This window comes from Methylobacterium sp. PvP105, from assembly GCF_017876975.1.
GTDB lineage: Bacteria > Pseudomonadota > Alphaproteobacteria > Rhizobiales > Beijerinckiaceae > Methylobacterium > Methylobacterium radiotolerans.
Window position 1 is genome coordinate 3034786 of record NZ_JAGIPA010000001.1, and the last position, 12402, is coordinate 3047187.

The following is a 12402-nucleotide window of genomic DNA, read 5'->3' on the forward strand; positions in this document are numbered from 1 at the left end:
GGTTCGGCCGCGTCACGCGCGCGGCGTCGGGACATTGGTCTCGCCCTGCGATTGCGGTCAACCGTGACCTCGAACCCTGCGGTGGCTGTCGAGTCCACCGGCGTCCACAGCCGTCCACAGGCCAAGCCGCTGCCGCCACGCGCGATTCCGGGACCCTGCGGAAACCGTTTGTGCATGTTCCTGTTCTGTTCCTATCGTCCAGCATGACCGGAGCCGATGGAGATGGGGCTGGACCCTGCGGACGAGACCGAGGCGGCGCTCGCGCCGAGCGATCCCCGGGCCCGGCTGGCGGCCCTGCGGGTGCGCCTCGCGCCGCCGGACCGGGGCCGGGATCCGTCCCCGGTCCTGCCGCTCGGCGTGTCGGACCTCGACGCGCACCTGCCCGGCGGCGGCCTCGTCCTCGGGCCGCCCCACGAGATCGCGCCGGCCGAGCCCGCGGACGCGATCGCGGCCCTGGGCTTCGCCCTGGCGCTCTGCGCCCGCCACCTCGCCCGGGCGCCCGGAGAGGCGCTGATCGCCGCCGCGCCCGGCCAGCCCCTGCCCTACGGACACGGTCTCGCCGGCCTCGGCCTCGACCCCGGCCGCCTGCTGCTGCTGGAAGCCGGCAGCGACGCGGAGGTGTTCCGCGCCCTGGAGGCGGCCCTGCACGCGCGGGCGCTCACGGCCCTGATCGGCCTCCTGCGGGACGGGCTGCCGCTGAAGCCGGGCCGGCGCCTGCAGCTCGCCGCGGAAGGGCCCGCGCCGCCGCTGCTGCTGATCCTGCGGCCGGCGCCCGCCAGCCTGCCCAACGGGGCCGCCACACGCTGGCGGATCGCGGCGGCGCCGGCGGCGCGGGACCGGTTCGGGACCCTGGACAGGCCGCGCTGGCGGGCGCGGCTCGACCGCTGCCGCAACGGGCGGGGCGGCGACTGGCTTGTGGAGTGGGACCATGCCGCGCATCGTCTGCATCTGCCTGAGCCACTGGCCGGTGACGCGGCTGCGGCGGGCGGGTCTCGCGCCTGAGCGCGGCCCCCTCGCGGTGGCGGCCGAAGGGTCCGGCGGGCTGCGGCTCGTGGCCCTCGACCCGGAGGCCCGCGCCCTGGGCCTCCGGGTCGGCGAGCCCCTCGGCCGGGTCCGGGCGCGGATCGGCGTCCCGCTCCAGGTCTATCCCGCCGACCCGGAAGCCGACCGGGACGCCCTGCTGCGGCTGTGCCGCTGGGCGAGCGGGTACGCGCCCCTCGTGGCGCCGTTCGGGCCGGGTGAGGCGGCGGACGGGCTCTACATCGACGTCGCCGGCGCGAGTCAACTGCGCGGCGGCGAGGCGAACCTCGTCGCGGACCTGGCCGCCCGGCTCGCGCGGAGCAGCGTCCCGGCGGGGATCGCGCTGGCCGACACGCCCGGCGGCGCCTTCGCGCTGGCGCGGCATGGCGGGGGCGACCGGGTCGTGGTGCCGCCGGGCGGGGCCCCCGAGGCCCTGCGGGCCCTCCCCGTGGACGCCCTGCGCCTCGATCCCGGTACGGTCGCGGGGCTGAAGCGGCTCGGCCTGCGCCGGATCGGCGAACTCGACGCCCTGCCCCGGGGGCCCCTCGCCCGCCGATTCGGCGCGGCGCTGCTCCTGCGCCTCGATCAGGCCCTGGCCCGCCGGCCCGAGCCGCTGGCGCCCCTGACGGAGGCCGCCGCCTACGCCGCCGCGCGCGGCTTCCTCGACCCGATCGGGCGGCAAGCGGACATCGTCCGGACCGTCCGGGACCTGATGGCCGAGACCGCCCCCCGGCTGGAGCGGGACGGGCTCGGCGCCTGCGCCCTGCGCCTCAGCCTGCACCGGGTCGACGGCGCCCTGCGCGTCCTCGATCTCGGCCTATCCCGCCCCGAGCGCTGCCCGGAGCGGGTCGCGACCCTCGTCTCTCTGCGCCTCGACCGGCTGGGCTCCGCCCTCGACGCCGGCTTCGGGTTCGAGACGGTGGCGCTCGCCGTCACGGTGACCGGTCCCATGCCGGCCCGCCAGACGGATCTCGGCGCGGCGTCCGCGGCCGACGGGGTCGGCGTCCTGGCCGATGCCCTGGCGCAGCGCCTCGGGCGGGCGCTCCTGCGGCTCGAGCCCCGGGCGAGCCACCTGCCCGAGCGGGCCGACCGGAGCCGGGTCTGGGTGGCCGGAGAGGGGCAGGGAGAGGGATCAGGTCCTGCGGGACGCGGCGCGACCGCCTCTCACGGCGGCGGTGTGCTCGATCCCGACGCTTCCCGTCCCTCACCCCGACCTTCTCCCGCACGGGAGGGGGGGCCGGGTGCGCTCCTTGATCAAGGGCGGTGTTCGACCCCGATGGGGGCAACCTCCCGCACAGGGATGGAAGGGAAGGCGCGCACCCGCGCGTCCCCCTGGCCCGAAGACCTCCCGCCCCGCCCCCTGGTCATCTTCCCCCGCGGCGAGGCCGCCCTCGACGTGCTCTCGACCGTTCCGGAGGGGCCGCCCCGGCGCTTCCGCTGGCGCGCCCGGATCCACCGGGTCACCCATGCCGAGGGGCCGGAGCGGATCGCCGCCGAATGGTGGCGCGAGCCCGGCGCGGATCGCGATTACTACCGCATCGAGTGCGAGGCCGGGCACCGGCTCTGGCTCTACCGCGACGGCCCGCACGCCCCCGACCGCCCGGCCGCGTGGTACGTCCACGGGCTGTTCGCGTGACCGCGCCTCAGCTCCCGTACGCCGAGCTCGCCGTCACCACGAACTTCTCCTTCCTGCACGGCGCCGCGCACCCGCAGGAATTCGTCGCGCAGGCGGCTTCCTACGGCCTCGAGGCCATCGGCATCGCCGACCGCAACACCGTGGCCGGTGTGGTGCGCGCGCACGCGGCGGCCCGCGCCCTCGAACCGCAGGGCACCGCGATCCGGATCCTGCCGGGGGTGCGCCTCGTCACCGAGGAGGGGTTCGAGGCCGTCACCTACCCGATGGACCGCGAGGCCTGGGGCCGCCTCTGCCGGCTGCTCACCCTCGGCAACCGGCGCGTCCGCAAGGGCGATTGCCGCTTCGCCTTCGCCGAGATGCTGGAGGCCTCGGAGGGGCAGATGTTCATCGCCATGCCGCCGGCCCGGCGCCTGCCGGAGGGCTTCCGGGCCCGGCTGGAGGCGCTGGCCGCCGCGGCCCCGGGCCGGACCTTCCTCGGGGCGAGCCACACGCGCCGCGGCGACGAGCGGCGGCGCCTCGGGCTGCTCGCCGAGCTGGGCGCGGCCTCCGGCGCCCCGATGGTCGCGGTCTCGGACGCGCTCTACCACCATCCCGACAGGCGCCCGCTCCAGGACGTGGTCACCTGCATCCGCGAAGGCTGCCGGATCGAGGACGCCGGCTACCGCCTGGAGGCCAATGCCGAGCGCCACCTGAAGCCGCCGCCCGAGATGGCGCGGCTGTTCGCCGACCACCCGGAGGCGCTGGTCCGCACCGTCGAGATCGCGCAGGCCTGCGCCTTCGACTTGGCGCAGCTGCGTTACGAGTACCCGGACGAGCCCGTGCCCCCCGGGCGCACGCCGCAGGAATACCTGGAGGAGAAGACCTGGGAGCGGGCGCGCTGGCGCTACGCCGGCGAGGTCCCGGACGCCGTCGCGGCGACGCTCCGCGAGGAGCTGCGGCTCATCGCCAAGATGGACTACGCCCGCTACTTCCTGACCCTGTTCGACGTGGTCGAGTTCGCCCGCGGCCAGGGCATCCTCTGCCAGGGCCGCGGCTCGGCGGCCAACTCCGCCGTGTGCTTCTGCCTCGGCATCACCGCGGTGGACCCGTCGAAGCACCGGCTGCTCTTCGCCCGGTTCATCTCGGAGAACCGCGGCGAGCCGCCCGACATCGACGTCGATTTCGAGCACGAGCGCCGCGAGGAGGTGATCCAGCACCTCTACGCCCGCTACGGGCGGGAGCGGGCCGCCCTCTGCGCCACGGTGATCCACTACCGCCCGCGCATGGCGATCCGCGAGGTCGGCAAGGTCCTGGGCCTGACCGAGGACGTGACCGCGGCGATCGCCGACACGGTCTGGGGCTCCTGGGGCACCGGCATGCCGGACCGGCACGTGCGCGAGGCCGGCCTCGACCCGGAGAATCCCGCGATCCGTCAGGCGCTCGACCTCGCCCACCAGCTGATCGGCTTCCCCCGCCACCTGTCGCAGCACGTCGGCGGCTTCGTGCTGACCCGCGGTCGGCTCGACGAGACCGTGCCGGTGGGCAATGGCGCCATGGCGGACCGCACCTTCATCGAGTGGGACAAGGACGACATCGACGCGATCGGGCTGATGAAGGTCGACGTGCTGGCGCTCGGCATGCTGACCTGCCTCAAGCGCGGCCTCGACTTCCTGGAGCGGGACCACGGCACCTTCTACGCGACGCTGGCCGACCTGCCGCAGGACGATCCCGCGACCTACGCGATGCTGGCGAAGGCCGATTCCGTCGGGGTGTTCCAGGTCGAGAGCCGGGCGCAGATGTCGATGCTGCCGCGCCTGAAGCCGAAGGAATTCTACGACCTCGTGGTGCAGGTCGCGATCGTGCGCCCCGGCCCGATCCAGGGCGACATGGTCCACCCCTACCTGCGGCGGCGCTCCGGGATCGACCCGGTGGAGTACCCGGCCCCGCACCCGGACCACGGCCCGGCCGACGAGCTGAAGGAGGTCCTGCAGAAGACCTACGGGGTGCCGCTGTTCCAGGAGCACGCCATGCAGATCGCCATCACGGCGGCGGGCTTCACCCCGGCCGAGGCCGACGGGTTGCGCCGTGCCATGGCGACCTTCCGCCATGTCGGCTCGATCGGCGGGTTCGCGGACAAGTTCGTGGGCGGCATGACCCGCCGGGGCTACCCGAAGGACTTCGCCGAGCGCTGCTTCGCGCAGATCCGCGGCTTCTCCACCTACGGCTTCCCGGAGAGCCACGCGGCGAGCTTCGCGCTCCTCGTCTACGCCTCGGCCTGGATGAAGTGCCGCCACCCCGACGTCTTCCTGGCGGCGATCCTCAACGCCCAGCCCATGGGCTTCTACCAGCCGGCCCAGCTGGTGCGCGACGCCCGCGCCCACGGCGTCGAGGTGCGCGGCGTCTGCGTCAACGCCAGCGACTGGGACTGCACCCTGGAGCCGGGCGGGAATCCGGCCTTGCACGCCGTGCGGATCGGCCTGCGCGCGGTGCGCGGCCTGCCCGAGGCCGCCATGCGCCGGCTCGTGCGGCTGCGCGCCAACGGCTACGCCAGCATCGAGGGCCTGCAGGCGTCCCTCGCCCTGCCCCGCAACGCCCTGGAGCGCCTGGCCGAGGCGGACGCGTTCCGCTCCCTCGGACTCGACCGGCGCGCCGCCCTCTGGATGGTCCGCACCCTGGAGGGGACCTCGGCCCGCAAGGCCGCCCGAGCCGATCCGAGCGAGCGCCGGGCCCATCTGCTGGACGCGCCGCTGCCGCTCTTCGCCTGGCACGCCGATGACGGCCTGTTCCGGCACGAGCCGGCTGTGGACCTGCCGGCCCTGGCCCCGTCCGAGGCGGTGGCCGAGGATTATTCCGCCACCGGCCTGTCCCTGCAGGGGCATCCGGTCGCCTTCTTCCGGGGGCGGCTGGCCCGGATCGGCGCGATCCCGGCCCGGGCCCATCTCGATCCGGCCCTACCCCAGGGCGCGCGGGTCACGGTGGCGGGCCTCGTGCTGATCCGACAGCGGCCGGGCACCGCCAAGGGCGTGGTCTTCCTGACCCTGGAGGACGAGACCGGTATCGCCAACGTGATCGTCTGGAAGGCGGTGTTCGAGGCCAACCGCCGGGCCGCCATGCAGGCCCGGTTCCTCGCCGTGCGCGGCCGGATCCAGCGGGCGGACGGGGTGGTCCACCTCGTGGCGGAGGGGTTCCGCGACCTCACCGCCTCCTTAAGCGACCTGCGCGAGGCCGGCATGAGGCTGCCGCCCGAGAACACGGATTTCGGCGTGCCCCCGGACCGGCGCGTGTATCGCAGCCGGGATTTCCACTGAGGCGCGCCCCTCGACAGGCCCCGCGCCGGGCGTAGAGTGCGGCGATGTCGAGCTTCGCCGTTCCGCGCCTCCTCCTCGCCGCCTGCGCGGCCCTGCCCCTCCTGGCGGAGGCCGCCCGGGCCGACAGCTGCGACGACCTCACCCGCCAGATCGCCGGCGCGATCGGCGGCCGGGTCGGCAAGCGCGCCGGCCCCAGCATCGACATCCGCGTGGCCGGCCCGATCAAGTTCGACGTCACCTGCCGGGCCGAGCCGATCGTGCAGGCGACCTCCGCCGAGCCGGCCCCCTCGTCGGCCTTTTTCCGCGACCTGTCGGTGGCCTCCGAGATCCTCGTCGGCGAGCCGGCCGCGACCGTCGAGCCGATCATCGCCAACGCCTACCGGACCGCGCTGGCGGAGCGGCGCAAGTCGTTCATCCAGCAGAACGGCTGGTCGGCCTCCTGCTACACCGACCCGGGCAGCAGCACGGTGCGCACCCTCTGCTCGGTGGGGCGCATCCCGCCGGGCTGAGGCTTACCTGAGCCGGCAGGATGCGGTCCGCGCGGCCGATCAGTACTCGATCACGCCGTCGAGCGCGTAGTGCTTCACGGTCTTCCGGTTGGCGATCAGCTCGTCGACCGTCGGCTCGCCCTTGAGGGCGCGGGCGATGGCGAGTTTCGTCGCCTCGTAGTTGGTCCGGTAGAGGTCCTTCTGGTCGAGGTTGTCGTCCTCGGCGCAGCGCTGATCGAGCCAGATCATGATGATCATGCACAGCTCGTCGAGCCCGTCCTTCGGCAGGATGCCCTCGATGATGCAGTCCACGATCGCGTCGCCGGTGGCGGCCTGAACCACGCCGCCGAGGAGCTCGGCATACTCGGCCGTGTGGATCGTGACCTTGGTGGTCATCATCGTGGCAGGGCGCACGAGCTGGTTGAGGTCGCGGACCACGAACATCCGCGTGTGGCCCTGGACCTGCCCCATCATCGACGCGAAGGCCTGGCCCACCGGACCGCGCACCGAGCCGATCAGCACCTCCGGCATGGCGTCGGTGTACTGGCCCTCGGCCGCCAGCACCGTGGCCTCGCCCGTGCGGAACCAGATCTCTTGCATGTTCGAACTCCACCTGATCGGAGCCCGGGGGAGACATCATCGGGCAGCCTGCGTCAATCGCCTCAGAGCAGACCGACCCCGTCGAGCACGCCCACCATGGCGAAGGCGATCGTCACGCCGGAGATGATGTAGACCACCCACTTGTAAGCCCCCGCCACGCGCTGTCCGTCGGGCAAGGCCCGGGTGGCGAGCAGGATCAGCAGGCCGAGCGCCAGGGGCAGGAGCAGGGCGTTCATCACCTCCACGGCGATGTTGAGCGCCACGAGGTTCGGCACGAGCTGCACGGCGCCCGCCCCCGCCGCGACGGCGAGCGCGAAGGCGCCGTAGAAGGCCGGCGCCTCCCGGGGGGACTGCTCCAGGGAGTGGGGCCGGCCGGTCACGTCGCCGAACCCCCAGGCCAGCGCCAGGGCCACGACGTTGAGCGCCACGAAGGCCGCCGCGACGATGCCCACCCCGAACACCACCTGTCCGAGCCACGGCCCGAGGGCCGGCGTGAAGGCGCCCGCGAGGTCGCCGACGGTCTCCAGCCCCTTCGCGCTGCCCTGCCCGGCCTTGCCGATCGTGGCGGCGGCGGCGACGAGGATCGCGCCCATCACGCATTGCGAGATCACCGCGCCCACGAGCGTGTCGAGCCGCGAGCGCCGCGCGTGCTCCCAGCCCAGGCCCTTATCGACGATCGCCGACTGCTGATAGAAGATCATCCACGGCATGATCACCGCGCCGATATTGGCGGCGATCAGCACCCGGAACTGACCGTCGCCCAGCGGCATGTGCCCGAAGGAGGCGACGATCTCGGACACGTTCGGCCGCGCCGCGGCGGCGAGCCCGACGAAGACCAGCTCGAACAGTCCGACCACGATCGCCACGACCTCCACGCGCCGGTAGCTCCCGGTGAGGACGAGCCCGAGGAGCAGGCAGGCCGGCAGGCCGAGGCTCACGAGCCGCGGCACCCCGAACAGGTCCCCGATGCCGGCGATGCCGGAGAATTCCGTGACGATGGCGCCGAGGCCGGCGACCACGAGGCCGCCGTACGAGATCCAGGCCCAGACCGGCCCGTACCGCTCCCGGATCAGCGCGCCGTGGCCGCGCCCGGTGGCGGTCCCGAGCCGCACCGTCAGCTCCTGGACGACGTACAGGATCGGCACCAGCAGGATCTGCAGGAGCAGCAGCGCGTAGCCCCAGCGCGCCCCGCTCTGGGCCGCCGTGATGAGGCTTCCGACATCGGTATCGGCCAGCATCACCACGAGTCCGGGGCCCGCGGCCTTGAGGTAAGCGGACAGGCGAGGCAGGGAAGCGCTGGGCACGGCTCGGGAACAGTCCCGCGCACGGGCGGTTCCGGCGGGCGCCTGCGGCGTTTTCCCGGGGCAGGCGGGAGGAGCGTGAGATGGCGGAGAGCACGGATCGGGGCTCCGGCTGGAGCCTGCAGGCGAGCGCCGTGCCCGACGGGGTGCGCCTGGAACTCGCCCTCGCCGACCTCGGCGGCGCGCCGGTGACCGCCGCGATCGTGCTCGACCGGGCCGAGGCCCGGGCCTTCGCCCGCGCCCTGCTCGCCGCCGCCGGGGACGCGGCGGAGCGGACCTTCCCGAAGCCGGGCGCCTGACGGCGCGCCGCCGGCCGGTCAGCGCACCCCGAGGCCGGGGTTGCGGCCCGGCAGGCGGGGGACCACCGTGCCGCGCTTCTCGATCGGCGCGTCGCACGCGTAGGCGAACTCGGTCTTCAGCGGATCGAACACGGTCTCGCCGGTGATCCGGCAATCCTCGCGCACGGTCTCGTCGAGATAGGCCCGGGCGGCGGTGCGGAAGCGCTTCACCCGGGTGGCGTCCGGCTCCGGATCGATCCGGACCTCGCTCAGATTGCAGCCGGTGTACTCGCGCAGGGCGTTGGAGACGATCAGCATCCGGCGCAGCTGCCGGTTGTCGTAGACCTCGTAGGGCTCCTTGCAGCCGATCGTCACGACCTGGGGGGTGAGCGCCACGTAGTTCCGCGAGATGTAGGAGAACCCGGTGGTGCAGCCGGCGAGGCCGAGGGCGGCGAGGCCGAGGGGCAGCAGAGCCGCGGGTCGTCGCATCCTCGTCATTCCAAGAGGGTCCCAGCCCGCGCCCCGGATCCGCCGCCTGCCCGGCGGGGCACCGCGGTGCATTGAAACGGCTCCGCTTGCGCCGTCAATGCGTTTCTCCGCCTTGTCCCGCGGGCGCGCCGCGGCGCGCCGAGCGTGGCGGTGCCGCTCTTGCGGAACACTTGCGGAACGTTTAACCTGTTCGTGATTTGTTTCGGAGACCGTCACGTGGCGGTCCGCCAAGCCGCGAGTCCCCCGTCGATGCTCACGCGCAAGCAGCTGGACCTCCTGCGATTCATCCAGAGCCGGATGCAGGAATGCGGCGTCCCGCCGTCGTTCGACGAGATGAAGGATGCCCTCGACCTCAAGTCGAAATCCGGTATCCACCGGCTGATCACGGCGCTGGAGGAGCGCGGCTTTCTCCGGCGCCTGCCGAATCGGGCGCGCGCCATCGAGGTGATCCGCATCCCCGAGAGCCTGACGCAGGCCGCGCCGGCGCCCCAGACCCCCGCCGAGCCGCGTCGCTTCACGCCGAGCGTGGTCGAGGGCGGCAAGTCCAAGCAGCCGCCGGCCCCGGCGAGCACGCGGATGATCGACGAGTCCGGCCGGGCCATCTCGATCCCCGTCATGGGTCGGATCGCGGCCGGTACGCCCGTCTCGGCGATCCAGAACCAGAGCCACGCCATCACCCTGTCGCCGGACTTCGTGGCCGGCGGCGAGCACTACGCCCTCGAGGTGCGCGGCGACTCGATGGTCGAGGCCGGGATCCTGGACGGCGACCTCGTGGTCATCCGCAAGCAGGACACCGCCAATACCGGCGACATCATCGTGGCGCTGATCGACGACGAGGAGGCGACGCTCAAGCGCCTGCGCCGCCGCGGCTCCTCGATCGCCCTGGAGGCCGCCAACCCGGCCTACGAGACCCGCGTGCTCGGGCCCGACCGGGTCCGGATCCAGGGCCGCCTCGTCAGCCTCGTCCGCCGCTACTGAAGCGGCTCGGCCGGCGCGTCGCCGGGAGCGAGGTCTCCGCCCGGCGCGGCGGCCCCGTCCTCCGCGGCGCGGTCGCCCGGCTCCGCGGTGACCGGCCGCGGCGGTCCCGGATCGCGTCCCGGATCGCGTCCCGGGGCCGGCCGCCAGGGCACGGCGCGCCCGTCGTCCCGGGCGAAGCGCGCGGCGAAGCCGTCGCCGTCGGTCCGGAGGGCCACGGCGCCGCGGGCGGCGAGGACTTGCCGATCGATCACCAGGGGGCCCGTGCAGGTCGGCGGCGCCGCGAGGAAGGTGATCAGCACCGCGGCGCGGGCGCAATCCTCCGGGAAGGCCCGCCTGTCCCGGACGAGGGCGACCGCCCGCCCGTCCGGCAGCCGGGCGGTGCAGCCGAGCCGGTCGCAGCGCCCGCTGCCCGACCGGACGATGAGCGCCGCGGGCCGCCGCCCGTCACCGTCCGCCTTCAGCCACTGCTCGAGGACGAAGCCGGAGGGGCTTCCGAGGGCCGCGAGCCGCCCGTCCGGACCCCGCACCGCCGCTCCCGCGCCCTGCCGGTCGACGTAGAGGTCGTAGCGGTCGGGCCGGGCCGCGAGGACGAGGCCGAGCAGGACCGGCGGCACGGCGAGCCAGCGCAGGCGGGAGGCCGGCAGCGTCGCCAGCAGCAGGCCCGCGGTCAGCAGGGTCAGCGCTGCGGCGCCGAAGGCCGGCAGCACCAGGCTCGCCCGCTCGAACCCGGCGATCCAGTCCGAGATCGCCAGCATGCCGGCCACCGCCTGCCCCATCAGCCACCAGACCGGCCGGTCGAGGGCGAAGGGATAGGCGAGGCAGCCGATCACCGCGGCGGGCATCACCGCCAGGGAGACGAGCGGCAGGGTCAGGGCGTTGCCGACGAGGCCGAAGGGCTGAACCGTCTGGAAGTGGTAGGTGGCGAAGGGCGCGGTCGCGACCTGCGCCACAAGGGTCGTGGCCAGGGTCCCGGTGATCGCCGAGAGGCCGGTGCCGACGAGGCGGCCGATCCGCCCGGCCCCGGGGCGCACGAACAGCCGCCCGTCGATCAGCCGGGCGCAGGCGATCAGCCCGGCCACGGCGCCGAAGGACATCTGGAAGCTCGGGCCGAGCAGGCCCTCCGGCTCCCGGGCGAGCGCGATCAGCGCCGCGAGGGCGAGGTTGCGCATCGACAGGGCCGGCCGGTCCGCCAGGATCGCGCCCAGCATGATCAGGGTCATGATCAGCGAGCGCTCGGCCGCGATGTCCCAGCCCGAGAAGGCGCAGTAGGCGGTGACGCCGACCATGGCGAAGCCGGCCGCGATCTTCTTGATCGGCCAGAGGAGCGCGCAGAGCGGCACCGCGGCGAGGACCGCCCGCACCAGCCAGAACACCACGCCGGCGGCCAGCACCATGTGGAGGCCCGAGATCGACACCACGTGGTAGATGCCCGCGGCGCGGAGCGCGTCGTTGGTCGCCGGTCCGATGAGGCCGCGCTTGCCGGTCACCAGGGCCGCCGCCACCGCGCCCGCCTGGCCGCCGGCGGCCTCCGCGATCCGGCGCGTGAGCCCGTTGCGGGCCGCGTCCAGCGCCGCGGCGAGCCGCAGGCCCAGCGGCGGCGGCTCGGACGGCGCCCGGACGGTGACCGCGCCGACCAGCGAGCCCACCGCGCCGATCCCCTGGAAGTAGGCGTCCCGGGCGAAGTCGTAGCCGCCGGGCCGGGCCGCCTCCGGGGGCGGCAGCAGCCGCGCCGTGGCGGCGACGACGTCCCCGGGGCGCGGGATCGGCGTCTTGCGGAACGAGACCCGCACCCGGGCGGGCCGCGCCTCGGGCGCGAGGCCGGCGAAGCTCTCCACCCGGATCACCAGCCGGGCGCCGACCTCGCGCTCGTCCAGGGCCTCGACCGTTCCGACGAGCGGACCGATCGTGGTGCGCGTCAGGATCGGCGCGGCGACCTGCGAGACCCGCCAGGTCGCCGCCGCGAAGCCGAGGAGCGCGGCCGCCACCGCGAGCGCCGCCGCCAGGGCCGCCGGCCGCGCGCCGAGGACGGGGACCGGCGCCAGCGCGAGGGCGGCCGCGATCAGGGGCGCGGCCAGGCTCGGCGCGCCGTCGGCCGCCGCGAAGTAGACCAGGATCCCGCCGCCGAAGGCCACTGCCAGCCAGGGAAACAGCCGGCGCTGCTCGGCCTCGCGGGCGAGACCGGCGGCGACCCAGCCGCGGAGCGCCGGTAGGGCGGGCGGGAGGGCTCGGACGCGCGGGCCGATCAGCGCCACCGCGCCGCCCGCCCGCCTCGCGCCGATCCGCCGCATCGCCGCCGCCCCGCTCCGCGCGACCTGTCGTCGGGGT

General features: G+C 74.6%; 10 protein-coding genes. 6 read left to right on the forward strand and 4 right to left on the reverse strand.

Annotated elements, in window-relative coordinates:
• Positions 1–216 precede the first annotated feature (216 nt).
• From J3A75_RS14390 to J3A75_RS14405, 4 genes are read left to right on the forward strand one after another with little or no spacing between them, the layout of a single operon-like run.
• Positions 217–1002, forward strand: coding sequence for an ImuA family protein (locus J3A75_RS14390; RefSeq protein ID WP_070999400.1), 786 nt, complete (start codon positions 217–219; stop codon positions 1000–1002).
• Positions 929–2656, forward strand: coding sequence for a DNA polymerase Y family protein (locus J3A75_RS14395; RefSeq protein ID WP_245364321.1), 1728 nt, complete (start codon positions 929–931; stop codon positions 2654–2656). The genes J3A75_RS14390 and J3A75_RS14395 overlap by 74 nt, the downstream gene beginning before the upstream one ends.
• Positions 2653–5943, forward strand: a complete 3291-nt coding sequence (locus tag J3A75_RS14400; protein ID WP_209650295.1) for an error-prone DNA polymerase — start codon at positions 2653–2655, stop codon at positions 5941–5943. The genes J3A75_RS14395 and J3A75_RS14400 overlap by 4 nt, the downstream gene beginning before the upstream one ends.
• Positions 5944–5987: 44 nt before the next feature.
• The gene (locus tag J3A75_RS14405) at positions 5988–6452 is read left to right on the forward strand and encodes a hypothetical protein (protein ID WP_070999404.1); all 465 of its coding nucleotides are present in this window, start codon (positions 5988–5990) and stop codon (positions 6450–6452) included.
• 39 nt (positions 6453–6491) lie between these two features.
• Here J3A75_RS14405 and fae read toward each other — a convergent pair whose 3' ends face one another.
• Complete coding sequence (gene fae / locus J3A75_RS14410; protein WP_020092273.1) at positions 6492–7031, reverse strand: formaldehyde-activating enzyme; 540 nt, start codon at positions 7029–7031, stop codon at positions 6492–6494.
• A 62-nt stretch (positions 7032–7093) separates the two neighbouring features.
• Positions 7094–8335, reverse strand: a complete 1242-nt coding sequence (locus J3A75_RS14415; protein ID WP_209650296.1) for an NRAMP family divalent metal transporter — start codon at positions 8333–8335, stop codon at positions 7094–7096.
• A gap of 80 nt (positions 8336–8415) precedes the next feature.
• On the opposite strand from J3A75_RS14415, the gene J3A75_RS14420 reads away from it, so the two are divergent.
• Positions 8416–8631, forward strand: a complete 216-nt coding sequence (locus J3A75_RS14420; RefSeq protein WP_012318997.1) for a hypothetical protein — start codon at positions 8416–8418, stop codon at positions 8629–8631.
• Between the two features lie 18 nt (positions 8632–8649).
• Here the strand turns inward: J3A75_RS14420 and J3A75_RS14425 are convergent, their stop codons facing one another.
• Positions 8650–9099 (reverse strand): hypothetical protein, encoded by a 450-nt coding sequence (locus J3A75_RS14425; RefSeq protein ID WP_012318998.1) that lies wholly within the window; start codon positions 9097–9099, stop codon positions 8650–8652.
• 249 nt (positions 9100–9348) lie between these two features.
• Here J3A75_RS14425 and lexA point away from each other — a divergent pair, with 249 nt between their 5' ends.
• On the forward strand, positions 9349–10077 hold the full coding sequence (gene lexA, locus J3A75_RS14430) for a transcriptional repressor LexA (protein WP_012318999.1): 729 nt from the start codon (positions 9349–9351) through the stop codon (positions 10075–10077).
• Here lexA and J3A75_RS14435 read toward each other — a convergent pair.
• On the reverse strand, positions 10071–12365 hold the full coding sequence (locus J3A75_RS14435) for a ComEC/Rec2 family competence protein (protein WP_209650297.1): 2295 nt from the start codon (positions 12363–12365) through the stop codon (positions 10071–10073). The two genes, lexA and J3A75_RS14435, sit on opposite strands and share 7 nt — an antisense overlap.
• Between the last annotated feature and the right edge of the window lie 37 nt (positions 12366–12402).

Coding starts and splice junctions, on each gene's coding strand:
- J3A75_RS14390 (WP_070999400.1), top strand. CDS start 217: ATGGAGATGGGGCTGGACCCTGCGGACGAGACCGAGGCGGCGCTCGCG.
- J3A75_RS14395 (WP_245364321.1), top strand. CDS start 929: ATGCCGCGCATCGTCTGCATCTGCCTGAGCCACTGGCCGGTGACGCGG.
- J3A75_RS14405 (WP_070999404.1), top strand. CDS start 5,988: ATGTCGAGCTTCGCCGTTCCGCGCCTCCTCCTCGCCGCCTGCGCGGCC.
- fae (WP_020092273.1), bottom strand. CDS start 7,031: ATGCAAGAGATCTGGTTCCGCACGGGCGAGGCCACGGTGCTGGCGGCC.
- J3A75_RS14420 (WP_012318997.1), top strand. CDS start 8,416: ATGGCGGAGAGCACGGATCGGGGCTCCGGCTGGAGCCTGCAGGCGAGC.
- J3A75_RS14425 (WP_012318998.1), bottom strand. CDS start 9,099: ATGCGACGACCCGCGGCTCTGCTGCCCCTCGGCCTCGCCGCCCTCGGC.
- lexA (WP_012318999.1), top strand. CDS start 9,349: ATGCTCACGCGCAAGCAGCTGGACCTCCTGCGATTCATCCAGAGCCGG.
- J3A75_RS14435 (WP_209650297.1), bottom strand. CDS start 12,365: ATGCGGCGGATCGGCGCGAGGCGGGCGGGCGGCGCGGTGGCGCTGATC.